Origin of the sequence: Nonomuraea antimicrobica, assembly GCF_039536965.1 — a bacterium.
GTDB lineage: Bacteria > Actinomycetota > Actinomycetes > Streptosporangiales > Streptosporangiaceae > Nonomuraea > Nonomuraea antimicrobica.
Window position 1 is genome coordinate 21062 of record NZ_BAAAZP010000087.1, and the last position, 25051, is coordinate 46112.

At 71.7% G+C, this 25051-nt stretch carries 26 protein-coding genes; 15 read left to right on the forward strand and 11 right to left on the reverse strand.

Translation table 11 applies throughout. The features are described 5' to 3' along the window. Positions 1–31: 31 nt before the first annotated feature. Genes ABD844_RS22790 through ABD844_RS22800 form a run of 3 tightly spaced genes read right to left on the reverse strand, consistent with a single transcriptional unit; the run spans position 32 to position 2980 of the window. Positions 32–1003, reverse strand: coding sequence for a sugar kinase (locus ABD844_RS22790; protein ID WP_344881309.1), 972 nt, complete (start codon positions 1001–1003; stop codon positions 32–34). 4 nt (positions 1004–1007) lie between these two features. Next, positions 1008–1658: an RraA family protein gene (locus ABD844_RS22795; protein ID WP_344881312.1), complete on the reverse strand. Its 651-nt coding sequence runs from the start codon at positions 1656–1658 to the stop codon at positions 1008–1010. A gap of 14 nt (positions 1659–1672) precedes the next feature. Further along, on the reverse strand, positions 1673–2980 hold the full coding sequence (locus ABD844_RS22800; RefSeq protein ID WP_344881315.1) for an MFS transporter: 1308 nt from the start codon (positions 2978–2980) through the stop codon (positions 1673–1675). A 220-nt stretch (positions 2981–3200) separates the two neighbouring features. On the opposite strand from ABD844_RS22800, the gene ABD844_RS22805 reads away from it, so the two are divergent. Continuing rightward, a complete protein-coding gene (locus ABD844_RS22805; RefSeq protein ID WP_344881318.1) occupies positions 3201–4139 on the forward strand; it encodes a LysR family transcriptional regulator in 939 nt (312 codons plus the stop codon). Between the two features lie 52 nt (positions 4140–4191). Here the strand turns inward: ABD844_RS22805 and ABD844_RS22810 are convergent, their stop codons facing one another. Further along, positions 4192–5436, reverse strand: a complete 1245-nt coding sequence (locus ABD844_RS22810; protein WP_344881321.1) for an FAD-dependent oxidoreductase — start codon at positions 5434–5436, stop codon at positions 4192–4194. Positions 5437–5554: 118 nt separating this feature from the next. Between ABD844_RS22810 and ABD844_RS22815 the strand changes: the two genes are divergently transcribed. The 3 genes from ABD844_RS22815 to ABD844_RS22825 all read left to right on the forward strand — a co-directional run bounded on the left by ABD844_RS22815 (position 5555) and on the right by ABD844_RS22825 (position 8024). Further along, positions 5555–5920 (forward strand): VOC family protein, encoded by a 366-nt coding sequence (locus ABD844_RS22815; RefSeq protein ID WP_344881324.1) that lies wholly within the window; start codon positions 5555–5557, stop codon positions 5918–5920. A gap of 31 nt (positions 5921–5951) precedes the next feature. Further along, positions 5952–6500 carry a TetR/AcrR family transcriptional regulator gene (locus ABD844_RS22820; RefSeq protein ID WP_344881327.1) on the forward strand — a complete coding sequence of 183 codons (549 nt, stop codon included), beginning with the start codon at positions 5952–5954 and terminating at the stop codon, positions 6498–6500. A gap of 93 nt (positions 6501–6593) precedes the next feature. Further along, positions 6594–8024, forward strand: a complete 1431-nt coding sequence (locus tag ABD844_RS22825) for an MFS transporter (protein WP_344881330.1) — start codon at positions 6594–6596, stop codon at positions 8022–8024. Between the two features lie 60 nt (positions 8025–8084). Here ABD844_RS22825 and ABD844_RS22830 read toward each other — a convergent pair whose 3' ends face one another. Then, a complete protein-coding gene (locus ABD844_RS22830) occupies positions 8085–8537 on the reverse strand; it encodes a winged helix-turn-helix transcriptional regulator (RefSeq protein ID WP_344881333.1) in 453 nt (150 codons plus the stop codon). Positions 8538–8622: 85 nt separating this feature from the next. On the opposite strand from ABD844_RS22830, the gene ABD844_RS22835 reads away from it, so the two are divergent. From ABD844_RS22835 to ABD844_RS22850, 4 genes are all read left to right on the forward strand, one after another. Further along, positions 8623–9858: an MFS transporter gene (locus ABD844_RS22835; RefSeq protein ID WP_344881336.1), complete on the forward strand. Its 1236-nt coding sequence runs from the start codon at positions 8623–8625 to the stop codon at positions 9856–9858. A 10-nt stretch (positions 9859–9868) separates the two neighbouring features. Next, entirely contained in the window at positions 9869–11143 is a 1275-nt protein-coding gene (locus ABD844_RS22840) for a serine hydrolase domain-containing protein (RefSeq protein ID WP_344881338.1), read from the forward strand. 153 nt (positions 11144–11296) lie between these two features. Beyond that, positions 11297–11743, forward strand: coding sequence for an FAD-dependent oxidoreductase (locus ABD844_RS22845; RefSeq protein WP_344881340.1), 447 nt, complete (start codon positions 11297–11299; stop codon positions 11741–11743). A gap of 108 nt (positions 11744–11851) precedes the next feature. Beyond that, a complete protein-coding gene (locus ABD844_RS22850; protein WP_344881342.1) occupies positions 11852–13078 on the forward strand; it encodes a cytochrome P450 in 1227 nt (408 codons plus the stop codon). A gap of 239 nt (positions 13079–13317) precedes the next feature. Here ABD844_RS22850 and ABD844_RS22855 read toward each other — a convergent pair whose 3' ends face one another. After that, on the reverse strand, positions 13318–14133 hold the full coding sequence (locus ABD844_RS22855) for an NmrA family NAD(P)-binding protein (protein ID WP_344881344.1): 816 nt from the start codon (positions 14131–14133) through the stop codon (positions 13318–13320). 85 nt (positions 14134–14218) lie between these two features. Here ABD844_RS22855 and ABD844_RS22860 point away from each other — a divergent pair, with 85 nt between their 5' ends. After that, positions 14219–15088 (forward strand): AraC family transcriptional regulator, encoded by an 870-nt coding sequence (locus ABD844_RS22860; protein WP_344881346.1) that lies wholly within the window; start codon positions 14219–14221, stop codon positions 15086–15088. Positions 15089–15123: 35 nt separating this feature from the next. Here the strand turns inward: ABD844_RS22860 and ABD844_RS22865 are convergent, their stop codons facing one another. Continuing rightward, positions 15124–15456 carry a luciferase family protein gene (locus ABD844_RS22865; protein WP_344881348.1) on the reverse strand — a complete coding sequence of 111 codons (333 nt, stop codon included), beginning with the start codon at positions 15454–15456 and terminating at the stop codon, positions 15124–15126. Positions 15457–15799: 343 nt separating this feature from the next. Here ABD844_RS22865 and ABD844_RS22870 point away from each other — a divergent pair, with 343 nt between their 5' ends. The 3 genes from ABD844_RS22870 (at position 15800) to ABD844_RS22880 (ending at position 18072) form a co-directional block, all read left to right on the forward strand. Then, positions 15800–16978 (forward strand): FAD-dependent monooxygenase, encoded by a 1179-nt coding sequence (locus tag ABD844_RS22870; protein ID WP_344881350.1) that lies wholly within the window; start codon positions 15800–15802, stop codon positions 16976–16978. A 74-nt stretch (positions 16979–17052) separates the two neighbouring features. Further along, positions 17053–17691 (forward strand): TetR/AcrR family transcriptional regulator, encoded by a 639-nt coding sequence (locus ABD844_RS22875; RefSeq protein ID WP_344881351.1) that lies wholly within the window; start codon positions 17053–17055, stop codon positions 17689–17691. A 129-nt stretch (positions 17692–17820) separates the two neighbouring features. Next, the gene (locus ABD844_RS22880; RefSeq protein ID WP_344881352.1) at positions 17821–18072 is read left to right on the forward strand and encodes a hypothetical protein; all 252 of its coding nucleotides are present in this window, start codon (positions 17821–17823) and stop codon (positions 18070–18072) included. 191 nt (positions 18073–18263) lie between these two features. Here the strand turns inward: ABD844_RS22880 and ABD844_RS22885 are convergent, their stop codons facing one another. Both ABD844_RS22885 and ABD844_RS22890 read right to left on the reverse strand, forming a co-directional pair. After that, positions 18264–19112, reverse strand: a complete 849-nt coding sequence (locus ABD844_RS22885) for an HpcH/HpaI aldolase/citrate lyase family protein (protein WP_344881353.1) — start codon at positions 19110–19112, stop codon at positions 18264–18266. After that, positions 19109–20296: a CaiB/BaiF CoA transferase family protein gene (locus ABD844_RS22890; RefSeq protein ID WP_344881355.1), complete on the reverse strand. Its 1188-nt coding sequence runs from the start codon at positions 20294–20296 to the stop codon at positions 19109–19111. Before ABD844_RS22890 ends, ABD844_RS22885 begins: the two co-directional genes overlap by 4 nt. 68 nt (positions 20297–20364) lie before the next feature. On the opposite strand from ABD844_RS22890, the gene ABD844_RS22895 reads away from it, so the two are divergent. Further along, entirely contained in the window at positions 20365–21018 is a 654-nt protein-coding gene (locus ABD844_RS22895) for a GntR family transcriptional regulator (RefSeq protein ID WP_344881358.1), read from the forward strand. 3 nt (positions 21019–21021) lie between these two features. Here ABD844_RS22895 and ABD844_RS22900 read toward each other — a convergent pair whose 3' ends face one another. Next, positions 21022–21870 carry a helix-turn-helix domain-containing protein gene (locus ABD844_RS22900; protein WP_344881361.1) on the reverse strand — a complete coding sequence of 283 codons (849 nt, stop codon included), beginning with the start codon at positions 21868–21870 and terminating at the stop codon, positions 21022–21024. Between the two features lie 134 nt (positions 21871–22004). Here ABD844_RS22900 and ABD844_RS22905 point away from each other — a divergent pair, with 134 nt between their 5' ends. Beyond that, positions 22005–22733, forward strand: a complete 729-nt coding sequence (locus ABD844_RS22905) for a hypothetical protein (protein ID WP_344881364.1) — start codon at positions 22005–22007, stop codon at positions 22731–22733. Then, positions 22730–23440 (forward strand): HAD family hydrolase, encoded by a 711-nt coding sequence (locus ABD844_RS22910; RefSeq protein WP_344881367.1) that lies wholly within the window; start codon positions 22730–22732, stop codon positions 23438–23440. Before ABD844_RS22905 ends, ABD844_RS22910 begins: the two co-directional genes overlap by 4 nt. Before the next feature lie 44 nt (positions 23441–23484). On the opposite strand, the gene ABD844_RS22915 is transcribed toward ABD844_RS22910, so the two are convergent. Continuing rightward, positions 23485–25051: LuxR C-terminal-related transcriptional regulator (locus ABD844_RS22915; RefSeq protein WP_344881370.1), on the reverse strand; the 1567-nt coding region annotated here is incomplete at its 5' end.

The following is a 25051-nucleotide window of genomic DNA, read 5'->3' on the forward strand; positions in this document are numbered from 1 at the left end:
TTCAACCGCCGGCCCGCCGCTCCGCCATCGATCATGCGGGACGAGGATGAGGGCCATTCGAAGTAGGACGGGTGGCCTTTTCCGCCAGGACGGTGTCGAGCCGCGGAATGGGGCCCACGGCGCCGGGCCCGGTGGTGGTGAGCGCGGCGGCGACCACCGCGTACCCGGCCGCCTCGACCGGGGAGTCCCCGTCCAGGAGCCGGGCGGCGAAGGCGCCGTCGAAGGTGTCGCCCGCGCCGGTGGCGTCCACCGCCGTCACCGGGTGTGCGGGCACGTGCGTGACCCGGCCGCCCTCGCCGAGCAGCACGCCGTCCGCGCCCATCTTCAGCGCGACGATCGACGGTCCCCGCCGGGCGAACGCGGCCAGCACCTCCTCCGGCTCGTGCAGGCCAGTGAGCAGGCGCCCTTCCTCCAGGTTGGGCAGGACGACGTCGGCCAGCTCGGCGGTGCGCAGCACGACCGCGCGGGCCCGTTCCACCGGCCACAGGGCGGGCCGGTAGTTGGGGTCGTAGGAGACGAGGGTGCCCGCCCGCCTGGCCACATCGATGGCATGAAAGGCGGCGTCGCAGGCGGAGGGGCTGATCGCCTGCGTAATGCCGCTGAGGTGCAGCAGCCGGGCCGCCGCCACGGCCTCCTCGGGGACGTCCGCGGGCGACAGGCGGCAGGCGGGCGATCCGGCGCGGCGATAGGTGAAGGCGTGCCGGCCCTCGCCGTGCCGGGTGACGAAGTAGATGCCGGTCGCGCCGCCCGGCTCGCCGGTGACGTGGCGTACGTCGACGCCCTCGCGCTCCCACAACCGCATCAGGGCGTGGCCGAAGGCGTCGTCGCCGACGCGGGTGACGTATCCGGCGCCGGCCCCGGACCTGCGGGCGGCGATCACCATGTTGGAGGTGTCACCGCCGAAGCCGAGCTGGAAGGCGGCGTCGTCCGCCAGCGGGCCCTCGGTCGCGGCGTTGAACTCCAGCAGCGGCTCACCGAGGGCGAGGATCTGCGGATGGGGCATCGGCTCAGATCCGGTTGTACTCGGCCAGACCGCTGCGCAGCGAGCCCGAGTCGAGGATGAGCCGGGTCTGCTCCTTCTCCCGTCGCTCGATCTCCTGAGCCGAGCGCAGCACGTCCGCGACGAGCGCCCGCGGGACGCGGACCACGCCGTCGCGGTCGGCCACGATGAGGTCGCCCGGGTGCACGGTCACCTCGCCCAGCACGACCGGTTCGTTGAGCGAGACCGTGCTGTAGCGGCCGACGGTGGTGGCGGGCACGCTGTGGCGGGCGTACACGGGGAAGTCGGGGAAGTCGCGCAGGATCTCGGTGACGTCGCGTACGCCGCCGTCGAGCACGCAGCCCGCGATCCCGCGGGCGACCGCGCCCGCCGTCATCAGCCCGCCCCACACGGCCACGTCGGCGCCGCCCGCGTCGATGCACACCACGCTGCCCTCGGGGGACTCGTCGATGGCGGTCAGCGCGTGCGTCGGCGGCTCCGTCTCCGACGACGGGACCTCCCGTACGGTCACCGCGGGCCCCACCAGCGTGCGGGCCCCGGGTGTGACCTGCCCGACCGCGCCGGCGAGGTAGCCGCGCGCGCCGTGCTGCTCGACGGCGTCGGCGACCGACGCGGTGGAGATGCGACGGAACGCCTCGAGGACGTCCTCGGAATACATGCGTGATGTCTCCTTCAGGTGGTGGTGGGGGTTTCGCTGCCGAGCGGCACGATCCTGCGGATGACCAGGCCGTACACGAGCGCGCCCAGGAGTGACACGCCGCCCGCGACGGCCAGCGGGACGATGTACGAGCCGCCGGAGGCGTCCAGCAGGATGCCGACGACGAGCGGGCTGACGAATCCGGCCACGTTGGACGCGAATCCTTGGATGCCGGCCAGCGATCCGACGTTCGCCGTGGTGGGGGCGACGTCGGCGGGCAGCGCCCACAGGCTGGAGGCGGCGAAGCAGAGCGCGCTCTGGGACAGGGCGAGCAGCCCCAGCGCCAGCCAGGCGTGCTCCACGATCCCGGCGAACACGATCACGGACGACAGGACCAGCCCGATGACCAGCGGGAACTTGCGGGCGTAGGTGACGCTGCGGCCCTGGCTGATCAGCCGCGTCTGCACCCAGCCGCCGAGCCACTGCGCGGGGATCGCCAGCAGCGCCGGGATCATGCCGAAGAAGCCCAGCGTGAGCAGATCGAAGCCGCGCGCGTTCACCAGGTAGGAGGGGAACCAGGTGATGAAGAAGTAGAGCACGAACGACAGGCAGAAGAAGCCCAGGACCATGCCCCACACCGTGCGGTGGCGGAACAGGTGCGCCCACGGCATGGGCGGCACGGCCTCGCCGACCTCCTTGCCGCCGCCGTCACGGATGTAGGCGCGTTCGCCGGGCGTGAGCTTGGGGTGCTCGCCGGGGTCGCGGTAGAACTTCAGCCAGATCGCGCAGTAGATCAGCCCGACCACGCCGGCCGCGACGAACGAGCCGCGCCAGCCGAGAAACGCCACGATCGCGGTGGTGATCGGCAGCGCGAACGCCGTGCCGGCCCGGCCGCCGCTGTCGAAGATCGAGGCCGCGATGCCGCGCTCCCGGGTGGGGAACCAGCGGGCGACGATCTGCGAGCTGGACGGGTACGCGGGTGACTCGACGGCCCCGAGCAGCAGCCGTACCAGCAGCAGCACGACGAACCCGGTCGCCGCGCCGACCAGCATCGTGGCGATCGACCAGGCGGCCAGCGCGAGCGCCATCATCCTGCGCGGCCCGAACCGGTCGACCAGCCACCCCGCACCGGGCAGGAAGGCGGCGTACGTCCAGAAGAAGGCCCCGAGCAGCAGCCCGGTGGCGGTGTTGGACAGGTCGAGGTCCTCGGTCATGTACGGCAGCGCCACCCCGAGGTTGGCGCGGTCCAGATAGTTGATCGTGATGGAGCCGAAGGCGAGCCAGATCATCGTCCATCTGACCCGTCCCGCGGGTGTCGTGTTCGCGGCGGAGGATGCGGCCATGCGGGCTCCTCGGGGGGGTGTGCACCGTCCACGGGAATCCGGAGGGGACGGCAGGGGGGGCTTGGGTTTCCGGAGGGAGCGGATGTCAGCGAGCCTATGAGGGCCCACGTTTTGTGTTAAGCGCACGTTACGTATACGGCTATTCGGAAAACGGATCCTGACGTATTCGCTTCCACGGCCGGGCCTTGTCGCCGTTCCCGGGGTGGGTTAGAGCAAGGGCATGTTGCGACCGGAAGTCCGTCTTGAGTGGTTCGTCTCGTTCCTTGGCGTCATCGACACCGGTAGTTTCAGCGCGGCCGCCGAGGCCGTGCACCGTTCACAACCACGGGTGAGCACCCATGTGGCCGCGCTGGAGCGGGAGGCCGGCGTGTCCCTGTTCGACCGCAGCAAGCGGCCGGTGGAGCTGACCGAGGCGGGCGCGGTGCTGGCCGAGCACGCCCGCGCCATCCTGCACCAGCTCGGCGACGCGGAGGCGGCCATGGCCGCGCGGCGCGGATCCGCCCGCAGGGTGGTGACGCTGGGCAGCCATCCGAGCGCCGGCGCGGCGTTCGTGCCGAGGCTGCTCGAACACCTGGCGCGGACCCGGCCCGCCATCAGGGTCGTGCTCGTCGAGCGGGCGACGCTGGAGCTGGACGCGGCCCTGACCGCGGGCGAGATCGACGTCTACCTGCGCCCGATGGCGCCACCCGCCGGGCCCTCCGTACGCTGGCGGCCACTGTGGCACGAGACGCTCGCGGTCGTCCACCCTCCCGATCACCCGCTGGCGGCGTTACCCGACCCGCTGCCGGTGGCGACCGTGGCCGCGTACCCGCTGATCACGATCGGCCGCCTCGGCTCCTCGGCGGCGCTCGGCTTCGAGACCTACCAGGCGTTCAGGGAGCAGGGTTTCGAGCCCGAGGCCGTACAGGCCACCAACCAGCCGCAGACGCTGATCTCGCTGGTACGCGCCAACCTCGGGATCGGCGTGACCAACCGGCTGGCCGTGTCCACGGCCGACACCCGCGGCGTACGCGTACGCCGCCTCGACGCGCCCGGCGGCCGGCGCGTCGCCGTGCACTGGGACGCCACCCGCCCCCTCACCCCGGCCGCCCGCACCCTCCTGCGCGAGATCCTCGCCACACCGGTGCCGCCGGACACCGAACCGCTCGTATCCGACTGACGCCGGCGAGGTGGATGAGCGGGCGTTGCCGCGCCGCTCGTTACCGCCGGGGTCAACGGCGGTGGCGCAGCCGGGTGGCGGCGGCCAGGACGGGCGTGGCGACGGCGGTGGCGGTCGCGCCGAGTGTGGTGTCGGTGGCCAGGATCCAGCGGACGGTTCTCATCGCCAGCAGGAGGACCTCGCTGCCGCGTTGGCGCATGTCCGCCTCGTACCGGCTGACGGCCGCGGTGAGTGTGGTGGCGCCGGCCGCGGCTTCGCGCAGGTGCTCGACCAGGGCGGCGGCGTCGCGGATGGCGGCTCCCGCGCCCATTCCGGCGGTCGGCGGGGTGGCGTGGACAGCGTCACCGAGCGCGGTGATCCGGCCGGCGGGCCACGGCGCGAGGTCCCGCGCCCGCGTCGACGCGGCGTTGAAACGGAACGCGGCCACGGTACGCGGGTCGGCGCGGGCGATGACCTCCAGCATGTGCTCGCTCCAGCCCCGCTCGGCGAACCGGGCCACCAGCGCGGCCTGCATGTCGCCGCCGCGCAGGTCGCGCAGCGCGTCGGTGACGGCGGACTCGGGGAACATGGCGCCCCAGATGTAGGTGGGACCGGTGGTGACCGACCTTCGCAGCTCGGGCCGGTCGAGCGCGGCCTTCCCGACGGGGTCGAGGAAGCCGATGTAGAGCGCCGCGCCGCGGGGGCCGATCGCCATTCCCGATCGTGGTCCCAGCCGCCGTCGTTCGCCAGGGCTGAGCGAGTCGAGAGAGGTACGGCCGGAATAGCCGACGATGCCGGCCGGGGCGTTGGTGGGGCCACCGGCCAGGTGCCGGGCGACCAGCGAGTGGGTGCCGTCCGCCCCGACCAGCAGATCACCGGTGACCGGCGCGCCCTCGGCGAACCCCGCCCACGGGGCACCGTCCTCGCCGTGGCCGACCTCGGTCACCGTCCGGCCCAGGTGGAGATCGTCGCCGACCGCCTCGGCCAGCAGTTCCCGCAGGGTGATGCGGTCGATGTCCACGCTGGGGTCGCCGCTGAGGTCGCGGCCGTGTCCCAGCAGGCGGCCGCGGCGGTCCCAGAAGGCGTCACGGTCCCGTAGCCGCAGCGCCGAGGACGACGCCAGCAGCCGCTCGAAGATCTCCGGCGCGACCAGCTCCCGCAGCGCCGACTGCGCCCGCTCGTCCAGCGTTATGTGGTAGCCGCCCGTCGCCGCGACATCCACGTCACGGTCGAACACCGCCACCTCCACCCCCTGGCGACGCAGCCCAGCACCCAGGGCGAGGCCCCCGATCCCACCACCGACAACGACTACACGCATACTGCTCAGGCTCCTCATCCTCCGGCGGTCACTTCGTCGGTGACGACCATGCCGGTAGTAGTGGACATCGAATGGCCACTACCGGGCCGGAATCTGAGTGATCGCTAATCTGGCCCTCATGCACGCGCGCCTGAACCAGATCGTGGTGGACTGCCGGGACCCGCGGGGTCTGGTGCGGTTCTGGGCCGCCCTCCTCGGCGGTGACCCGGTGGATCGTGCCCGCGGCTGGTCCCACGTGGAGCCGCCCGGCGGCCCGCGGCTGGCGTTCCAGCCGGTCGCCGAGGACAAGACCGTGAAGAACCGGCTGCACCTCGACATCGAGGTCGGCGCGATCGAGCCGGCCGTCTCCCACGCGCTGCGGCTCGGGGCCACGCGCGTCGGCGCGACGGTCACCGACGACCAAGGCTCCTTCCAGGTCATGGCCGACCCCGAGGGCAACGAGTTCTGCTTCGTCTGTGATCAAGGTGAGAAAGCGGGGTCTTGACCGGGGAAAGTGTGAGTGGTTTATTACTCACATGGCGATAACGGGTTCGCGCCGGTTGTCGACGGCGGAGGCGCGACGCCACACCGTCCTGCGTACGGCGATCAAGGCTTTCGCGGCACGTGGCTACTACGGCACCAGCACCACCGAGGTGGCCAAGGCCGCAGGCATCTCGCAGGCGTATCTGTACCGGCTCTTTCCCGACAAGGAGTCGCTCTTCGTCGCGGTCGTGGACCACTGCTCCGCGCGGATCCGCGAGTGCCACTCCGCGGGCGCGGCGAGGGCCGCCACCGCCGAGCCGGCCGCGGTGCTGGCCGCGATGGCCGCCGCGTACACGGAGCTGATCGCCGATCGCGACCTGCTCATGGTGCTGCTGCACGCCACGTGCGCGAGCAGCGAGCCGGCGATCCGGGAGGCGGTGCGGGCGTGTTACGCCAAGCAGGTCGAGTACGTGCGTGCGGCCTCGGGCGCCTCCGACGAGCAGATCCGCCGGTTCTTCGGTGACGGCCTGCTGGCGAACGTTCTCGTCGGCGTCGACGCGGCCGCCATGGACACGCGGTGGGCGCGCACCCTGCTCGGCTGAGTCGTCATCGGGCCGCCCGCGAGCGGCCCGATTTTTTGCCCGAAAGAGTGAGTGATCAATCACTCTCTCTTACCTCAAGAGGAAGGGATTCTCATGCCAGGGTCCGGAAGATCACGCGGCGGCCCGATGCTGGCGCTGCTGGCCTTCGCCCAGTTCATCAGCGCCATCGACTACAACATCGTCTACGTGGCGCTGCCGGAGATCGGCCGCCAGATCGGGTTCTCCACGCAGACGCTGCAATGGGTGGTCAGCGCGTACGCCGTCACGTTCGGCGGGTTCCTGCTCTTGGGCGGGCGGGCCGCCGATCTGCTGGGGCGGCGCCGGATGTTCGCCGTCGCACTGGCCCTGTACGGCATCGCGTCCCTGGCCGGCGGGCTGGCGACCTCGCCCGGCCTGCTGATCGCGGCCAGGGCCGTACAGGGACTCGGCGGCGCGCTGCTGCTGCCGGCCACGCTGTCCTTGATCAACACCATGTTCGCCGAGGGCCCCGCGCGCAGCAGGGCCCTGGCGGTCTGGGGCGGCGCCGGGGGCGTCGGGCTCGCGCTCGGCTCCCTGCTGGGCGGCGTCCTCACCGATGCCCTCGGCTGGGAGTCGGTGTTCTTCGTCAACGTCCCGCTCGCCGCCATCGCCGTCGCCGGGGTGTTCGCCGTGTTTCCCGCTGAGCCTCGTGGCGAGCGCCGTGGCGGTTTCGACCTCCCCGGAGCGCTCAGCGCCACGCTGGGGTCCACGCTGCTCGTCTTCGGGCTGGTCCAGGGGCCGGAGGCGGGCTGGGCCGACCCGGTCATCGTGGGCTCCCTGCTCGCGGCGATGGCGCTGCTCGGCCTGTTCGTCGCGATCGAGGCCCGGTCCGCCGAGCCGCTGATGCCCCTGACGCTGCTCACCAACCGCAGCCTCACCGCCGCCATGGCGGTCACGTTCATCTTCATGGGAACGTTCGGCGCGCAGTACTACATCCTCACCGTCTACCTCCAGGACCTGCGCGGCTTCGACGCCCTGGCGACGGGCTTGGCGTTCCTGCCGGGCGGCCTCATGGCCCTGCTGGGCACCAAGGTGAGCGAACGCCTGCTGATCCGGACAGGCACCCGCACCACTCTGCTCACCGGCCTGGGACTGGGGGCCGCCGGAATGATCGCATTCGGGCTGGCCATGTCCCCGCAGGGCGGCTACGCCGTGCTCCTGCCCGGCATCGTCCTGATCAGCCTCGGGCAGGGCGTCGCGTGGACGGCCATGTTCGTGGCCGCCTCCGCCGGCGTCGCGCCGCAACGCCAAGGCATCGCCTCGGCGATGGCCTCCACCACCCAGCAGATCGGCAGCGCGGTCGGGCTGGCCGTCCTGGTCGCCATCATCAACGCCGGCCCTGCCGGCACCGCCACCACCGACGGACTACGTACCGCAGGCTTGCTGGCCGCCACGCTGACTCTCGTCGGCGCGGGGGTGGCCCTCACGCTCCGCGGATCCCCAGCCTCCGGCCCAGTCCAGCAGGCCGTCACCACCTCATCCGGCGACACCCGCGTGGGTGGCTGACGGCGACCGCACCAGCGCGGCCTCCCCCGCGAGGTCTTCTCGGTCGCGGGGAGCCGTGGCTCAGGTGGTCTTCCTGACGTGCGTCGCCTCGGTGGAGAGCGGCGCGCCGTCCTGGCCGAGCGGGTGGAGCCGGGGAAGCTCGCGGCCCTGGTCGTCGAGGAGAACGGAGTGCGGCTCGTCCGGGGCGAAGGCGTGGCGCTCGCCCCATTGCCGCAGGGCGACGACGGCCGTGAAGAGGTCACGCCCGGCCTCGGTGAGCCGGTAGGTGTGTCGTCTGCCGTCGGCGGCGGCGCCCTTGTCAAGGATGCCGTGCTCGACGAGCTTGCGGAGCCGGTCGGTGAGGATGTTGCGGGCGATCCCCAGCCGCTGATGGAACTCGGTGAAGGCGGTCGCCCCGTCCATCGCGTCACGGATGATCAGCAGGCTCCACCGGTCGCCTATCAGGTCGACGGTCCGTGCGACCGGGCAGGACGGGTCGGTCCAGGCCCCTCCCGCGGCGAGTGTGACGTCCACTGGCCCCCTCCATGATGAGTTGCAATCTGAAACCATTATGCCCTAGCCTCCGATGAGTTGCATTTTGAAACTTATTGGAGGGTGTATGTCACCAGGACTGACCGGGAGGCAGCGGGTCGTGCTCGCGCTGGTGGCCGCGGTGGCAGTGTCGACCATCTACGGCATCCAGCCGGTCCTCGAGACTGCGGGCGAGGACCTCGGGCTGGGGGAAGGAGCACTGGGGTGGCTGGTCGCCGCCGGGCAGATCGGCTATCTCGCCGGGCTGGTGCTGCTGGTCCCGCTCGGTGACCTGTACGACCGCCGCCGGCTCATCACGGTGCACCTGCTGCTCACGGCGGTGGGCGCGGGGGTGGCCGCCGCCGCGCCCGGCGGTGGCGTCGCGATCGCGGGGCTGGCCCTGGCCGGACTGTTCGCCGTGGTCGTCCAGATCACGGTGGCGTACGTCGCCGCCGTCTCACCGGCCGGCGAGCGTGGCCGCAACATCGGAGCGGTCACCTCGGGCGTGGTCATCGGGATCCTCGGAGTACGGGTGGTCGCGGGCGCGCTGGGCGAGCTGACCGAGTGGCGCGTGGTCTACGTCGTCATCGCCGGGCTCTGCGCGATGCTGGCGGTCGCCGCCCGGTTCACCCTCGACGCCGACCTCCGCCGCCCCCGGGCCCGGTACGGGAATCCGCTGTCCTCGCTGGGCCGCCTGGTCGCCGGTGACCGGCTCCTCCTCAGCCGGGGACTGGTCGCGTTCTTCCTGTTCGCCTCCTTCGGCACACTGTGGAGCGGGCTGGCGCTGCCGCTCGGCGACGCGCCGTGGCACTTCGGCACCACCGAGATCGGATTGTTCGGACTCGCCGGTCTCACCGGGGCGCTGGGCGCGGCCAGGGCCGGTCGCTGGGCCGACCGGGGCCTCGCCCCCTCGGTCACCGTCTGGGCGCTGGCCCTGCTCGCAGGCTCGTGGCTGCTGATCGCCCAAGCGGGGTCATCGCTGTGGCTGTTGATCGTCGGCGTCGTCGTCCTGGACTTCGCCGTGCAGGCCGTACACGTCAGCAGCCAGCACCTGCTCACCGCCGCCCGCCCCGACCGGAGCAGCAGCGTCATCGGCGCCTACATGACCTTCTACTCGCTCGGCTCCGCGCTCGGCGCGATCACCACCACCTGGGCCTACAGCATCGCGGGATGGCCGGCCGCCAGCCTGCTCGGCGCGGTTTACGCCGCACTCGGACTCCTCGTCGCCGCCAGGTCCCGCCCACGCTCGACCACGGCCCCGGGTCACCGCGGCCAGGAGGGCAATACCCCTGAAACCAGCTCAATCACCTCGCCGATCCACTAGACATCAGGTCATGACGACGATCGAACCGCACCGCCCGATACCGAACGGCCTGAGCAGGCGGCGTTTCCTGACGGCGGGCGCCGCCACGGTGCCCGCCCTCGCGCTGGGAACGTCCAGGCCGGCGCTCGCCGCGACGGTCCAGACCGCGGGAGTGGCGCCGGCCGCCCTCGCCGGCTTCGACAACGTGCTGAAGACCTACATCGTGGAGCGCGGGATCTCCTGCGCGCAACTCGCCATCACCAAGAACGGCAAGCTCGTGCTGGCCAGGGCCTACCGCTACAGTGACGACCCCTCCGTGCCGAAGTTCACGCCCACCTCGCTGTTCCGCATCGCGAGCCTCAGCAAGCACATCACCGCCGTGGCGATCATGAGGCTGGCGCAGGACGGCAAGCTGAGCCTGGGAACGTCCGTGGCCGCGCTGCTCGGGCTGTCGACCACCGCCGACTCCCGGCTGGCGAACGTGACGGTGTGGCGGCTCCTGCAGCACACCGGCGGATGGGACCGCGACATCGCGGGCGACTACCTGTACATGGACCACACCATCTCCCGGTCGCTCGGCGTCTCCCTGCCGATTACGCGCGACCACATCATCCAGTACGCCGGCGGCCGCCCACTCGACTTCGCCCCCGGCAGCAGGTACGCCTACAGCAACTACGGCTACCTGCTGCTCGGCATGATCGTCGAGAAGGCGTCGGGCATGGCCTACGAGTCGTACGTGAAGCAGAAGATCCTGACGCCCGTCGGCATCAGCAGGCTGCGGCTCGGCCGTACGCTCAAGGCGCACGTCGCGCCCGGCGAGATCGTCTACGAGTCGGCGCAGACCAGCAAGACGGTCACGGACGCCTCCGGCACGACGGTACCGGCGCCGTACGGTGGCTTCAGCATGGAGAACCGCGGACCCGGCGGCGGCTGGCTGGCCTCGGCGGTGGATTTGGTGCGGTTCGCGCGCATCCTGGACGCCCCCGGCGCGGTGCTGAACGCGACGTCCATCGGCAGGATGCTGGCCAAGCCGGAGACCGGCGTCACGGAGAACGGCTCGTGGTACGGGGCCGGGCTGTGGGTCCGTCAGGTGACGGGACACCTCAACACCTGGCACAGCGGCGGACTTCCCGGGACCTACACCTACACCGCCAGGCTCCAGAACGGCTTCACCTACGCCGCCCTGTTCAACCGGAACGAGGAGAGCGGGTCGCCGGACTTCGACGTGCTCAGCCCGCGCATGAACGCCGAGATCGGCAAGGTGACGACCTGGCCGACGACGGACCTGTTCCCGCGCTATCTCTGATCGGGCGCCCGGCGCAGGAGGCGGTGCGCCGGGCGGCCGGGGACGACCTCGCCCGTGGTGGCGCGAAGGGTTGTCAGGGAAATGGCCCGCGCGTGTCACAACGGGTGGTCACGCGGTGTCTTGATGCCGAACGCAAGAGGCGAAGGAGACACCATGCCAGGCAACACCGAGGTGGTCGTGATCGGCGGCGGATACGCGGGCGTCATGGCGGCCAACCGCCTGACCCGGCGCGACGACGTGACAGTGACCCTGATCAACCCGCGTCCGGCCTTCGTTCATCGGATTCGCCTGCACCAACTGGTATGCGGGTCCCACGACGCGGTGGCCGACTACAAGGAGGTCCTGGCGGACGGTGTCCGGCTGGTGGTCGACACCGTGACACGGATCGACGCCGCCGGGCGCGGTTTGACGCTGGCGACCGGCGGCACGGTCGGCTACGACTACCTGATCTACGCGGTGGGCAGTGGCAGCGCCGAACCAGGCGTGCCGGGAGCGGCCGAGTTCGCGTACCCGGTCGCCGGTCTGAAGGACGCCAAGCGGCGGCAGTTGCTGCAGGCCAGGCGCGGCGAGACGCCGGCCGCCGCCGGACGGGCAGCCTAGCCGGGCCTTCGTGGGGAAGTTGTCCCGGGTCGGGGCCGGAACCCCGCGCGAGGAATCCCGAACCAGCCCAGAACCAACTCGGCCGAATCCACCACTGGGAGGTCATTCATGACGAAGATCGTCGCCGACGAACGCGCCGACGTGGAGTTTCCGGTCGAGCGCGGCTGTCCGTTCGCCCCGCCCGCCGAGTACGAGCGACTGCGCCGGCAGGCGTCGATCAGCAGGGTCCGCCTGGTCAGCGGAGCCGAGGCGTGGTGGGTCTCCGGGCACGAGGAAGGCCGTGCCGTACTCGCCGACCGCCGCTTCTCCTCCGACCGGCGCAGGGACGGCTTCCCGTTCTTCGTGGCCGACACGGCGGCCGTGGAGCAGTTCCGCAGCCAGCCGCCGTTGATGGTCGGCATGGACGGCGAGGAGCACGCCGCGGCCCGGCGTCGGCTGATCGGCGAGTTCACCGTGAAGCGGCTGGCCGCGCTGCGCCCGCGGATCCAGGAGATCGTCGACCTGGCCGTCGACGACCTGCTCGCAACCGACCGGCGTCCGGCCGACCTGGTGCGGACGGTGTCCCTGCCGGTGCCCTCGCTGGTGATCTGCGAACTGCTCGGCGTCCCGTACGCCGACCACGACTTCTTCCAGCGCCGCACCACGGTGGCGGTGCGCAGGACCTCGTCACCGGAGGAGCGCGGGCGAGCCCTGGCCGAACTCCGCGGCTACCTCGGCGACCTGGTCACCCGCAAGGCGTCCGAGCCCGGCGACGACCTGATCAGCCGGCAGATCGCCCGGCAATGCCAGGAGGGCGCCCTCGACCACGCGGGCCTGGTGAGCATGGCCTTCCTGCTGCTCACCGCCGGACACGAGACCACCGCGAACATGATCTCGCTCGGCGTGCTCGCGCTGCTCACCCACCCGGAGCAACTGGCCCTGGTCACTGCCGACCCGGACAGGACGCCCATGGCCGTGGAGGAGCTGCTGCGCTACTTCGCCATCGCCGACGGGGTCACCTCCCGGGTGGCCACCGAGGACGTGCGGATCGGCGAGGTGAGCATCAGGGCCGGCGAGGGCGTCATCGTCTCCGGCCTGTCGGCCAACTGGGACCCCTCGGTGTTCGAGAATCCGGACGTCCTGGATGTCGGGCGCGGGGCCCGCCACCACCTCGCCTTCGGCTTCGGCCCGCACCAGTGCCTCGGCCAGAACCTGGCCAGGACGGAACTGGAGATCGTCTTCGACACGCTGTTCCGCCGCGTCCCCACCCTGCGGCTCCCCGTACCGATCGAGGACCTGCCATTGAAGACGGACTCCATCATCTACGGCGCCTACGAACTCCCGGTCACCTGGTGACCAGGGCACGGTACGCGTCACTGCGAAATGACAGGTACTTTTCTCGCGACGTTAACCCGCGGACAGAAGCATCCTGACAAAGATCTTCGTGGCCGATCCTGATCAGCCGCCGCACCGACAGAGGCTCCCCCCGACCCGCGAGGACCGCATGCCCGTGTCATCCGTGGAGTCGCCGCGCCCGCACGACGGCGGACGCGCCGACGAGCGGGCGCATCAGCAGCGGGGGCTGAGTGCGCGGGCTACGACCAGGCGCCGGTGGCCGCCACCCGGGTCGCGTAGTCCTCGAAGGCGATCGGGTCCCGGCCCAGCACCTGCCGCACCCCGTCGGCGGGCTCGGCCAGGTGCCCCTCACGGTGCAGGGCGAACAGGGTGTTCAGCGAGTCGGCGACGACCTCGGGGTAGCCCTCGGCGAGCAGTTCCTCCCGGTAGCGCTCCGGAGTCAGCTCCTCGTACACGATGGGACGGTCGGCGGCGCGCGCGATGATCTCGACGGCCTCGCCGAAGGTCAGCCCACGGGGTCCCGACAGCTCGTACACCCGGCCCGCGTGCCCGTCGCCCGTCAGCGCGGCGACGGCGACCTCGGCCAGGTCCTCGACGTCCACGAACGGCTCGGGCGTCGCCCCGATCGGCAGGGCCAGCCGTCCGGCCCGCAGCGGTGCGTGCCACAGGTCCTCGTCGAAGTTCTGGTTGAAGTTGTTGGCCCGCAGGATCGTCCACTCCGCTCCCGATTCGCGCGCGGCCTGCTCGGCGGCGATCATGCCCTCGCCGAATCCGGGGCTCGCCTGGTCGATGCCCCGGCCCGACAACACCACGAACCGCTGCACGCCGTCGGCCTTCGCGACGAACTCCCGGATGGGGGCCGGGTCCTCGGGCGCGACGAGGTAGACCGCCCGCGCGCCGTGAACCGCGTCGGCCCACGTGCCGGGCTCCGTCCAGTCGAACCGGACGCGGCTGGAGCGGGAGGCGGGACGTACCGGCGCACCCTGGGCCTCCAGCAGGCGCACCACGCGGCGGCCGGTCTTGCCGCTCGCTCCCAAGACAAGGATCTCGTTCATGCCGTCCAGCCAACCGGCCCGGCGGGCGGGCGGCCATGGGCGAGCGTACGCGGGGCCTGTCCGATCGTCCGGATATCGTGACGGCGTGGATCCCTATGACGACCTGCTGAGAGGTGTTCGCGGTGAAGGGTCGGTGCTCGGCGTCTCGTCGCTGTCGCCGCCGTGGGCACTCAGGTTCACCGCCGGTGCGCCCCTGACCCTGTGCATCCCCATGCGGGGCGACGGCTGGATCGTCCAAGGGGACGTCGCCCGGCCCGTGAAGGTCGGCGAGACCGCGATCGTGCGCGGGCCCGAGCCGTTCGTGTTCGCCGACACCGACTCGCCGCGGTCGGCGATGGACGTCCGGCCCGAGGGCGCCGACGGGGACATGAGCGCGCACACCGTCCTGCTGACCGGCACGTACGAGCTGGGCGGCGAGGTGACGCGCCGCCTGGTCCAGGTGCTGCCGCCGGTGATCGTGGTGGCCGACGACCACGACTGCTCCTCGATGCGCGACTACCTGGAGATCCAGCTCCTGCGGCGTCGGCCCGGCTACCAGATCGTGCTCGACCGGCTGCTCGACTGGATGCTGGTGTGCACGCTGCGCGACTGGTTCGACCGGCCGGAGGCGCAAGCGCCGCGCTGGTACCGTGCGCTGGCCGACGACGTGGTGGGCCCGGCCTTGCGCGCCATCCACGACGCCCCGTCCGCCCCCTGGACGCTCGCCTCGCTGGCCACCCTGGCGGGGGCCTCCCGTACCACGTTGGCCAAGCGGTTCACGGAGCTGGTGGGTGAGCCGCCGCTGGCGTACCTGACGGGGTGGCGCATGGCGCTGGCCGCCGACCTGCTGTCCGAACGCGACGCCACCGTCGCGTCGGTGGCCCGCCGGGTCGGGTATTCGGACGGGTTCGGCTTCAGCGCGGCGTTCAAGCGGGTCAAGGGGGTCAGCCCGAGCGCCTTCCGCAGCGGCCGGTGATCCGGCCGGGCGGACGAACCGCCACGCTCAGGCCGTCACCGCTCGAGGTGGACCTTGATGGCGACGCTGGTCAAGGCGAAAAGTAATTGGAGGTCCGATTCGCTGTCGAGGCGCAGGAGGAGCCAGACGCGGTCGGGGCAGACGCTGACCTGCGCATAGGGCCGTAGGTGTGGTTCGAGTCGTTCGATGACCGGTTCGGTCAAGCGCAGCATCGCCCGGTCGACACCGCTCAGCCGGAGGATCTCGACACCGCCGACGGAGAAGGAGGTGCCCGTGCTGCTCTCTTTTGCCGACAAAGCGGGCCAAGGGTGCAATTCAGTGGCGGCCCAGGCCGCGTAAGATCGCTGTCGCGACGCGGGCGGGCGCATGACGAAAGTCCCTGCCACAGTCTTCAGATTGATGCATGCATCACCGTGGCGTCACCGTCCGTTCCCCAACTGTTATATCTGTCCAGCGCTCGGTCACCATTGTGCGGATCACGGTCAGACCCGCAGCAGGGAAGCTCGGATCGTACAGGTGGAGCGGGGCGTGCACGTGGTCGCGCTCCGGCATCTCCTGCGGTCCCTGTCGCGTTGGGGCCGCTCTGGCCGGCTTCCTGATGGTCTCGTTCGCCCTGCCGATGTGGTACCTCGGGGTGCGACATCGGCGGCTCACCACCATCTGCTACTCTCCGTAATGGATTGATGACATTTCGTGTGGTGAGGAGCTCTTGTGAAGGTCGCCTGCGTCGGCGGCGGACCCGCCAGCCTGTACTTCTCGATCCTGATGAAACGGGTCGACCCCTCCCACGACATCACCGTCTACGAGCGCAACCCGGCCGGCTCCACCTACGGCTGGGGCGTGACCTACTGGGAGGAGCTGCTCGGCTACCTCCACGACGTCGACCCCGACTCCGCCCGCGCGATCAGCGAGGCCTCGCTGCGCTGGGACTCCTGGATCGTGCACGTCCAGGACCGCGCCACGGTGGCGATCGAGAACGGCGACGAGGGCTTCGGCGTCGGACGCAGGAGGATGCTCGCCGCCCTCACCGACCGGGCCTGTTCCCTCGGCGTGCGCATCGAGCACGACCGGGAGATCACCGGCGAGCACGAGCTGACCGAGTTCGACCTCATCGTGGCCGGCGACGGCGTCAACAGCGTGCTGCGCGACCGGCACGCCGAGCACTTCGGCACCGAGATCGCGGTCGGCCGCAACCCGTACATGTGGCTGGGCACCACCAAGGTGCTCGACTCCTTCACCTTCGCCTTCACCGAGACCTCGCACGGCTGGACGTGGTGCTACGGCTACCCGTACAGCCAGAGCCACAGCACGTTCATCGTCGAGTGCGCGCCCGAGACCTGGCGCGGGCTGGGGCTGGACGAGTCGAGCGAGGCCGACGCGCTGGCCCTGATGGAGAAGCTCTTCGCCGAGGTGCTGGACGGGCACGAGCTGATCGGCCGCACCCAGTCCGACGGCAGCGCCCACTGGCTGAACTTCCGGACGATCACCAACCGGACGTGGTACCGGGACAACGTCGTCCTGGTCGGGGACGCCGCCCACACCACGCACTACTCCATCGGCGCGGGCACCGCCCTGGCGCTGGGCGACGCCGCGTTCCTGGTGACGGCTCTGCACGGGGACGTACCGCTGGAGACGGCGCTGGCCCGCTACGAGCGTGCGCGCAAGTCCGCGATCCGGGTCTCACAGAAGGCGGCCCGCCGCAGCGCTCAGTGGTACGAGAACCTGCCGCGCTACATCGACCTGCCACCGCGGTACTTCGAATCGGTGCTCAACCAGCGGCATTCGGCGCTGCTCGCGCACATCCCGCCGCGGTTGTACCACCGGCTCGGGCAGACGATCGAGCAGTTCTGGATGCTGGTCTCCAGGGTGACGCGGTTCGGGCGGGGCTGAGCCGGGCATGGTCATCCGGCCCTGACGACGTGAGCTTGTAGAACGGAATCCTACGTTCCCGTACACTGGGTCGTATGAGCAGCGCACCCATGAACGGCCGCAAGGCGCAGGCCGCGCGTAACGACGAGTTGATCCTGCGGGCGGCGCGGGCGGTGTTCACCGGCGATCCCGGCGCCCCCGTCGCGGCCGTGGCCGAGCGGGCGGGCGTCGGGATCAGCGCGCTCTACCGCCGCTATCCCAGCAAGGAGGCCCTGCTGCAGAAGCTGTGCGGCGACGGGCTCAAGGTCTACATCGAGGTCGCCGAGCGGGCGCTGGCCGACGACGGCGACCCGTGGGAGGCGTTCGCGGGCTACCTGCGCGGCATCGTCGACGCCGACGTGCACTCGCTGACGATCAAGCTGGCGGGCTCCTTCACCCCCACCGAGGAACTGTTCCGCGACTCGGCCAGGGCCTCGGAGCTGGCCGTCGCGGCGCACCAACGGGCGGTGGCGGCGGGGGTGCTGCGTCCTGACGTGACGGTGGCCGACGTCGCCCTGCTGTTCGAGCTGATGGCCTCGATCAGGCTGGGCGACGAGGAGCGTACGGCGCAACTGCGCCACCGCTACCTGACGCTGACGATGGACGCGCTGCGCGTGCCCCCCGCCCACGGCGACCTGCCGGGCCCACCCCCGCAGGACGCCGAGCTGACGGCCCGCTGGGTGCCCTCGTCCTGACGAGCCTCGCCCCAGTCGCCCCCGGCCTCCCAGCGGAACAGACACGACACCAAAAAACCGAGCAACCAGCCCGCCCCCCAGGTCAATATATTGTCTTTAGCCACTTTCGAGCTCTGGTGGCTGCGTGAAATGCTGTTCGCCATGTCTGAAATCGGGAAGAGTGACGAGCAGAAAGCCGACACGCCTCGTCCTGCTACAATTAGGCACGTCGGGAGTGTCGCTATCGTTGCTGGTATCGCCCTCGCGCTGATCCAGGTCAATGTCGGCGGCACCAGGGACGCTTCCTCTTTATGGGTTGCCATCTTTATCGGAGTTTCCCTGGTCGGAGTCGGCCTCAGGATCGAGGCGGCGATCCGAAATCATTCAGGCAACCAGAGGTGAGATCACCTGGCGGCCTGGCTACATGGCCCGGGAGTCATGTAGCCGGCAAATTCAACGCGGTCATTTCGCACTCATCGAAGTCTCCGGTCGGGGCATTCGCCGAGGAAGGCGGGATGGTAGTCCTGGATCAAACGGTTTCGCATTGCTCTTCAGCATTTCCCGACCACGGGGCCGGCGCCCGTACCTGGCGGTCACGCAGGTGAGACGGGGTCGCTGGAGTTGGGTGGGTCGGTGAGGTGGTGGGACAGGGCCAGGGTGCGGTGGGCCCTGGCGACGACGGGGGCGTCCACGAAGCGGCCGTCGGGCAGTGCCACCGCGCCCCTGCCCGCCCGTTCGGCCTCCTGCGCCGCCGCCACGATCTCGGCGGCGCGTGCGGCCTCCTCCTCGGTCGGCCGGAAGGCCCGCCTGATCACGGGGATCTGGCGCGGATGGATCGCGGTGCGGCCGAACAGTCCGAGCGCCCGCCCCGCCCGGCAGGAGGCCAGCAGCCCGGCCTCGTCCTTGACGTCGGGGTAGACCGACATGGGCACGGGCGGCAGCCCGGCCGCGGCGGCGGCCAGCACGACCTGGAGCCGGAGGTGGTTCATCGCCTGCTCGCCGGTGATGCCCAGCTCGGCGGCGAGATCCTGCTCGCCGAGCGCCACGCCCGCCACGTTCGGGTGGGCGGCGATGCGCCCGGCCGCGACGATGCCGGCCGCCGACTCCAGCAGCGCGTACGCGGGCACGCCGTCGAGCCCGTCGAGCACGGCGGCCGACTCGACCTTCGGCAGCCGTACGGCGTCGGCGACCTGCGCGACCGCGGCCAGGTCGGCGCGCCCGCGGGCGGTGGCCGGGTCGTTGACCCGTACGTGCACCTGGACCCCGGGCTCTCGGGGGCCGCTCAGGTAGGCGACGGCGTTCCGCCTGGCCGCGTCCTTCGCGGCGGGGGCGACCGCGTCCTCCAGGTCGATGATGACGACGTCGGCGCCGGAGGCCACGGCCTTGCCGAAGCGCTCGGGACGGTCCCCGGGCACGTACAGCCAGGTGACGGGGGCGTTCACGCGATCACCCCGTCCTCGCGCAGCGCGGCGATGCGGTCGGCGGGGTAGTCCAGCTCGCCTAGCACCTCGTCGGTGTCCCGCCCGAGCGGGCGGCCTGGCCAGCGGATCCCGCCGGGGGTGTCCGAGAGGCGGAACAGCACGTTCTGCATGGTGAGCGAGCCCAGCTCCTCGTCCGGCACCTCCACGAACGTGCCCAGCGCCGCGTACTGCGGGTCCTCGGCCAGGTCGGTGACGTCGTAGATGGGCGCGACCGCGGCCTGCGCCTCCTCGAAACGGGCGATGACCTCCGCGGCGTCGCGCTCGGCGATCCAGGAGGCGACGGCCTCGTCCAGCTCGTCCACGTGCTGCACGCGGCCGTGCCCGCTGCCGAACCAGGGCTGCTCGACCAGGTCGGGACGGCCCACGAGGGTGACGACGCGCTCAGCGATGGCCTGGGCGCTGGTGGAGATCGCCAGCCAGCGTCCGTCGCGCGTGCGGTAGGTGTTGCGCGGCGCGTTGCTGCTGGAGCGGTTGCCGGTGCGCCGGGGCACGACCCCCAGCGCCTTGTACGCGCTCATCTGCGGCCCGAGCAGCCCGAGGATCGGCTCGATGATGGCCAGGTCGACGACCTGTCCGCGCCCGGTCCGCTCGCGGGCGTGCAGGGCGACCATGACGGCGTACGACATGGCCAGGCCCGCGATGCCGTCGGCCAGGGCCAGCGGGGGCAGCGTGGGCGGCCCGTCGGGCTGGCCGGTCATGGCCGCGAAGCCGCTCATGGCCTCGGCCAGCGTCCCGAACCCCGGCTGCCCGGACATCGGCCCGAACTGCCCGAACCCGGTCATCCGCGCCACGATCAGCCGGGGGTTGAGCTCCAGGAGGTCGTCCGGGGCGAGGTTCCAGCGTTCGAGGGTGCCGGGGCGGAAGTTCTCGATCAGCACGTCGGACCGCTCGGCCAGGCGGCGCAGGATCTCCTGCCCCTCGGCCCGCGACAGGTCCACGGCCGCCGTGCGCTTGTTGCGCGACAGCGTCTTCCACCACAGGCCCACCCCGTCCACGGAGGCGCCGTGCCCGCGCGAGGGGTCGCCCCGCCGCGGGTGCTCGATCTTGATCACGTCGGCGCCGAAGTCGCCCAGCATCATGGCGGCGGAGGGACCGGCGAACAGTGTCGCCGCGTCGATGACCCGCAGGTCGTCGAGGCTCGTCATGGGCATATAACTTATAAGAAATATGTCATAGGTCAACAGATGTACCAATTTTTGCGAGACTTGGCGATATGTCATCCAGCGACCCGCGGCCGCCTCTGAGCAAGGCCGACTACGTCTACAACGTCCTCCTCGAGGAGATCCGTACGGCGCGGATCCCCGGCGGGACGGCGTTGCGGGCCGGTGAGGTGGCCAAGCGCCTCGGCGTCTCGGTCACCCCGGTGCGCGAGGCGCTGCGCAGGCTGGAGAAGGACCGGCTGATCAGCTACGAGGCGCACCACGGCGCCACCGTGGTGGATCTCGGGGACGAGGCGCTGGCCGAGTACTACGGGCTGCGCTCGGTCGTCGAGGGGCTGGGAGCGCGCCTGGCGGCGGAGCGGATCACCGCGGAGGAGCTGGCCGGGCTGCGCGAACTGCACGCCGCGATGGCGGCGGACGCCTCACAGGGCAGAACGGAACGGCTGGGCGAGCAGAGCAGGCGGTTCCACCTGCGCATCGTCGACATCGGCGGGCCCGCCTTCCTGGGCGCGCACGCCAGGTCGGTGCGCAACAGCTTCCCCGTGCCCGCCGAGGCGTCGCTGTGGCTGGACGAGACGCAGGTCAAGGCACAGTTGGACGCGCACGAGAGCATCCTGGCGGCGCTGGAGTCCGGCGACGGGGAGGGCGCGGAACGCATCATGATCGAGCACGTACGCCGCGCCGGCGAGTTCCGGCAGCACCACTGACGATCAAGGGCCGACGCGAACCCCGTCCAGCACGTCGGGTGTGGCGTCCACGGGCAGCGCCGACAGCGACAACCGCGCGAACGCCTGCTGGTGCTCCTCCACCCGCCGCCGGTCCTCGATGACGACCGGGGCGTGCAGCAGGTGCAGCACCAGCACGTCGGCGCGGTCACGCTCGCGGAAGCGCAGCAGCGTGAACGGCGGCCCCTGGTAGAGGTAGCCGCACTCGGCGGCGGGCCGGGCGATCTGCACGGCGACGTGCTCCTGCTTGGCGGCCATGACGAGCGCGTCGATCTGGTCGCGCCGGTCCTCGGCCCGGCACAGCGGCGGGTCGAGCAGCGCCGTCCGGTCGAGGATCGCCCACAGGCGCGGCCCTCCGTGCCGGTCGAGGACCCGCTGCCGGGCCGCGACCAGCCCGGCGGCGCGCGCGGCCCCCTCGTACGTGGCCCGCTCCTCGTACGGGGCGCCGACGGGCAGCGTGGCCAGCGCGACGGCCAGCGCGTAGGCGGGCGTCTGGAGCAGCGGGGGCACCTGCTGCGGGCAGTAGGTGTAGACGATCTGGGCCCGGTCCTCCAGCTCCAGGAACGCCGAGTGGCCCAGCGGCACGCCGGGCGCGTCGTACCAGCCGGGCACCCGCTCCTCGCGCAGCAACGACAGCAGGCGCGGCGCGTGCTCGCCCTCTCCGTACAGCTCCAGGAGGATGCGCACGGTCGCCTCGCGCGGCGCCACGAGACCGTGCTCGATGCGGAAGATGGTGGAGGTGTTGAGCCCGGCGGCCTGGGCCGCGGACTTCATCGACAGGCGGCTCCCGGCCCGCAGCGCGGACAGCCGGGCCGCCACGACGCTCAACTGCATACGTCTGTCACAGCCGCCGATGACAATAATCAGCGTTTGCAACCGGTCTATTGCAACGGAGTGACGGCTGATGCACGATGGCCACTCTAGTGGCCTGACACGCTGCGTATACGCGGATCGGAAAGGCAGGGACCGTGCCGGACACGTGGAGCCTCCATCCCGACTACCGGACTCCGCCGATCCCTCCAGGCCCAGCCCTCGATCCCGGCCCGTGGCGCCATCCCGACGACGGCCAGGTCATGAACGGCACCTACGAGCGTCCCCTCCCCCGCCGCCGGGTCGAGGTCGTGACCGTCTGGTACGGCCACGCGCTCAGCCACTGGCGCGGCCCGCTCATGCCGCGCTTCAGCAGCCCCATGGTGTCGGCCTGGAACCCGGTGCTGGCACAGGGCCTGACCGTCGACCGCCGGGCGCCGACGCCCTACCTCGACGGGTGGTGGTGCGACCGATGGATCGCCGAGGCCCTGCTGTACGGGCGCAAGCCGTACGGGGCCTTCACCCTGCCGATCGACGAGGCGATGCACTGGTTCGCCAAGAGCGGCGGCACCAACCTCGTCTACCGCGCGCAGCAGACGGAGGACGACCTGGTGCGGGTGGTGGCGGGCACCTCGGAGCGGTACGCGCAGCTCTTCGACCTCGACGCGCTGATCTCCGACTACCGTGAGGCGTTGCCGCGCGAGCCGGCCGAGCGGGAGGCGCAGGCGCTGGACGCGCACCGGTCCTGCTCGCCCGCGCTGTCGTACGTGCTGAGCGAGCACGCCGAGACCCTCTTCGCGCAGGCCGAACTGTCGGTACGCGGCCTCACCCTCGGCTACCCGCCCCGGGAGACGGCGACCCGCATAGCCACAGGAGCCGCCCGATGACCGGCCCCCGCTCCCCCGTCAAGGGCATCCTGTTCGACCTCGACGGCACGCTGCTCGACCATCGCGGCGCGGCCGACGCCGGGATCGTGGCCTGGCTGGAGGCGCGGGCGCCAGGACATCCGCGCCTGCCCGAGGTGCCGGCGCTGTGGACCGCGCTGGAGGCGCCGTACCTGGCGATGTGGCAGGAGGGCCGCTGTACGGTGCAGGAGCAGCGGCACCTGCGCCTGGCCGCCCTGTGCGCGGAACTGGACATCGCCGTGCCGGCCGACCTCGACGCGGCCTACGCCGACTTCGTCGGTCACTACCGGCGGCACTGGACGGCCTACCCGGACGTGGCGAAGACGGTGGTGGAGCTGGGCGGGTACGCGCTCGGGGTGCTCACCAACGGCGTGCAGCAGATGCAGGAGGACAAGGTCCGCGCGATCGGGCTGGAGGGCCTGGTCGGGCCGGTGCTGACGCGCGAGGTCCTGGAAGGCCACGCCAAGCCCTCGCCCGCGGCCTACACGGGGGCCGCCACGGCGCTGGGGTTGGAGCCGTACGAGGTCGTGCTGGTGGGCGACGACGTGGACAACGACGTGACGGGCCCGGCGGTGACCGGGATGCGCTCGGTCTGGCTCGACCGCCTCGGCGCCGAACCCGCGCCCGCTGGCTTCCCCCGCATCACGTCCCTGACCGAACTGACCGACCTCCTGCCCCCGGCCGCCTGAGCCTGTCACGAAACCAGGCGGCTGCCGCTTCACGGCGCGGACGGTCAGGCCAGGTCGAGGCGCGACAGTTCGCGGCGGGAGCGGATGCCGAGCTTGCGGAAGGCGCGGTAGAGGTGGTGCTCGACGGTGCGCGGGCTGAGGAAGAGCTGGGCGGCGATCTCCCTGCTGGTGCCGCCGTCCGCGGCCAGCCGGACCACCTGGTGCTCCTGGGAGGTGAGCCGCTCCAGCGGGTTGGCGGCGGTCGGCTCGGCCGGGACGAGCGTCTCCCCGGTCGCCTTCAGCTCGGTACGCGCCCGCTCCAGCCAGGGGGCCGCGCCGAGCCGTTCGAACGTCTTCAGCGCGTCGCGCAGGGACGCCCGCGCGTCGCCGCGTCGCCTGGCGCGGCGCAGCCACTCGCCGTAGAGCAACTGGGTGCGCGCCTGTTCGAACGGCCGGCCCGCGTTCTCGTGGAAACCGAGGGCACGCAGGTAGTCGTCCTCGTCGTCGGTCAGCAGGGCCTGGACGCGAGCGGTGAGCGCGTGCGCCCACGGCTGCCGGCCGGCCCGCGCCCACGCCTCCAACCGGCGCAGCGGCTCCTCGGCCCGGTCCTGCGCGCCCAGCCGTACGGCGGCCTCGGCCTGGTCGGCGCCCGCGCACACCAGGGCGGAGGCGTGCCGCAGCGGCCCCCGGGTGGCCGTCTCCAGCCGGTCCAGCGCCGCCTCGTACCGGCCCAGCCCGACGTCGAGCAGGCTGAGCGCGACGAGGCCGCTGATGCCGCCGGTGTCGGGTTCCCCGCCCGCGAGGCGTACGCAGCGCTCCTCGTCCCCTTCGATGGCGGCGACCCTGGCCAGGACCGAGTTCAGCCGCGGTACGCGCTGCCGCAGGCCCGCGGCGTGGACGATCCTGATGGCCTCGGCCACGGAGTCCTCGGCGTCGCGGTGCCGTCCTGCCTGCACCTGCGCACCGGCCAGGTCCTGGAGCACCTGCGGCAGCGCGCCCACGAGCCCGTGACGGCGGCAGTGCGCGGCCTGGGCCTCGGCCAGTTCGCGGGCGGAGTCGTCGTCACCGAGGATCATGGCGCAGAAGGTGGCCCAGGTCATGGTGATGTCGGCGGGCGGCGCCGTCGCCCCGTCGAACGACAGGGAACGGGACGCGTTCGCCATGAACTCCGCCAGCAGCGGCAACCCGCGCGCGTAGTCCTCGTCCATGAGACGCGCCATCCCCAGCACCATCGGGTCGGGCCGGTTCAACGCGTGGAGCCGTTCCGCGGCGTCCCTGAGGGCGTCCCGGTCGCCGCTGAACCACGCGTATCCGGCGCCGGTGCGCAGCATGGTGACGGCCGAGTCGGCGTCGGCGTGCGCGGAGCGTTCGACCAGCACCCGGGCGGCGCGGCGGCGCTCGCCCAGCTCGAACTCCACGGCCGCCCGCACGGGCGCCAGCCTGACCAGCGACGCGGGATCGTCCACCAGGTCCTCGGCCTGGGCGGCCAGGTGCGCCGCCTGCGCGGCGTGCCCGGCCGACAGCGCGAGCGAGGCCGCCTCGCCCAGCCGGGAGGCGCGGTCGCGCAGGCCGGGAGAGAGGTTCGCGGCCTGCTCGTACAGGCCCGCCGCGGTCGCGTGCGCGGTGCGGGCG

Coding starts and splice junctions, on each gene's coding strand:
- ABD844_RS22790 (WP_344881309.1), bottom strand. CDS start 1,003: ATGCCCCATCCGCAGATCCTCGCCCTCGGTGAGCCGCTGCTGGAGTTC.
- ABD844_RS22795 (WP_344881312.1), bottom strand. CDS start 1,658: ATGTATTCCGAGGACGTCCTCGAGGCGTTCCGTCGCATCTCCACCGCG.
- ABD844_RS22800 (WP_344881315.1), bottom strand. CDS start 2,980: ATGGCCGCATCCTCCGCCGCGAACACGACACCCGCGGGACGGGTCAGA.
- ABD844_RS22805 (WP_344881318.1), top strand. CDS start 3,201: ATGTTGCGACCGGAAGTCCGTCTTGAGTGGTTCGTCTCGTTCCTTGGC.
- ABD844_RS22810 (WP_344881321.1), bottom strand. CDS start 5,436: ATGCGTGTAGTCGTTGTCGGTGGTGGGATCGGGGGCCTCGCCCTGGGT.
- ABD844_RS22815 (WP_344881324.1), top strand. CDS start 5,555: ATGCACGCGCGCCTGAACCAGATCGTGGTGGACTGCCGGGACCCGCGG.
- ABD844_RS22820 (WP_344881327.1), top strand. CDS start 5,952: ATGGCGATAACGGGTTCGCGCCGGTTGTCGACGGCGGAGGCGCGACGC.
- ABD844_RS22825 (WP_344881330.1), top strand. CDS start 6,594: ATGCCAGGGTCCGGAAGATCACGCGGCGGCCCGATGCTGGCGCTGCTG.
- ABD844_RS22835 (WP_344881336.1), top strand. CDS start 8,623: ATGTCACCAGGACTGACCGGGAGGCAGCGGGTCGTGCTCGCGCTGGTG.
- ABD844_RS22840 (WP_344881338.1), top strand. CDS start 9,869: ATGACGACGATCGAACCGCACCGCCCGATACCGAACGGCCTGAGCAGG.
- ABD844_RS22845 (WP_344881340.1), top strand. CDS start 11,297: ATGCCAGGCAACACCGAGGTGGTCGTGATCGGCGGCGGATACGCGGGC.
- ABD844_RS22850 (WP_344881342.1), top strand. CDS start 11,852: ATGACGAAGATCGTCGCCGACGAACGCGCCGACGTGGAGTTTCCGGTC.
- ABD844_RS22855 (WP_344881344.1), bottom strand. CDS start 14,133: ATGAACGAGATCCTTGTCTTGGGAGCGAGCGGCAAGACCGGCCGCCGC.
- ABD844_RS22865 (WP_344881348.1), bottom strand. CDS start 15,456: ATGCGCCCGCCCGCGTCGCGACAGCGATCTTACGCGGCCTGGGCCGCC.
- ABD844_RS22875 (WP_344881351.1), top strand. CDS start 17,053: ATGAGCAGCGCACCCATGAACGGCCGCAAGGCGCAGGCCGCGCGTAAC.
- ABD844_RS22880 (WP_344881352.1), top strand. CDS start 17,821: ATGCTGTTCGCCATGTCTGAAATCGGGAAGAGTGACGAGCAGAAAGCC.
- ABD844_RS22890 (WP_344881355.1), bottom strand. CDS start 20,296: ATGACGAGCCTCGACGACCTGCGGGTCATCGACGCGGCGACACTGTTC.
- ABD844_RS22895 (WP_344881358.1), top strand. CDS start 20,365: ATGTCATCCAGCGACCCGCGGCCGCCTCTGAGCAAGGCCGACTACGTC.
- ABD844_RS22900 (WP_344881361.1), bottom strand. CDS start 21,870: ATGCAGTTGAGCGTCGTGGCGGCCCGGCTGTCCGCGCTGCGGGCCGGG.
- ABD844_RS22910 (WP_344881367.1), top strand. CDS start 22,730: ATGACCGGCCCCCGCTCCCCCGTCAAGGGCATCCTGTTCGACCTCGAC.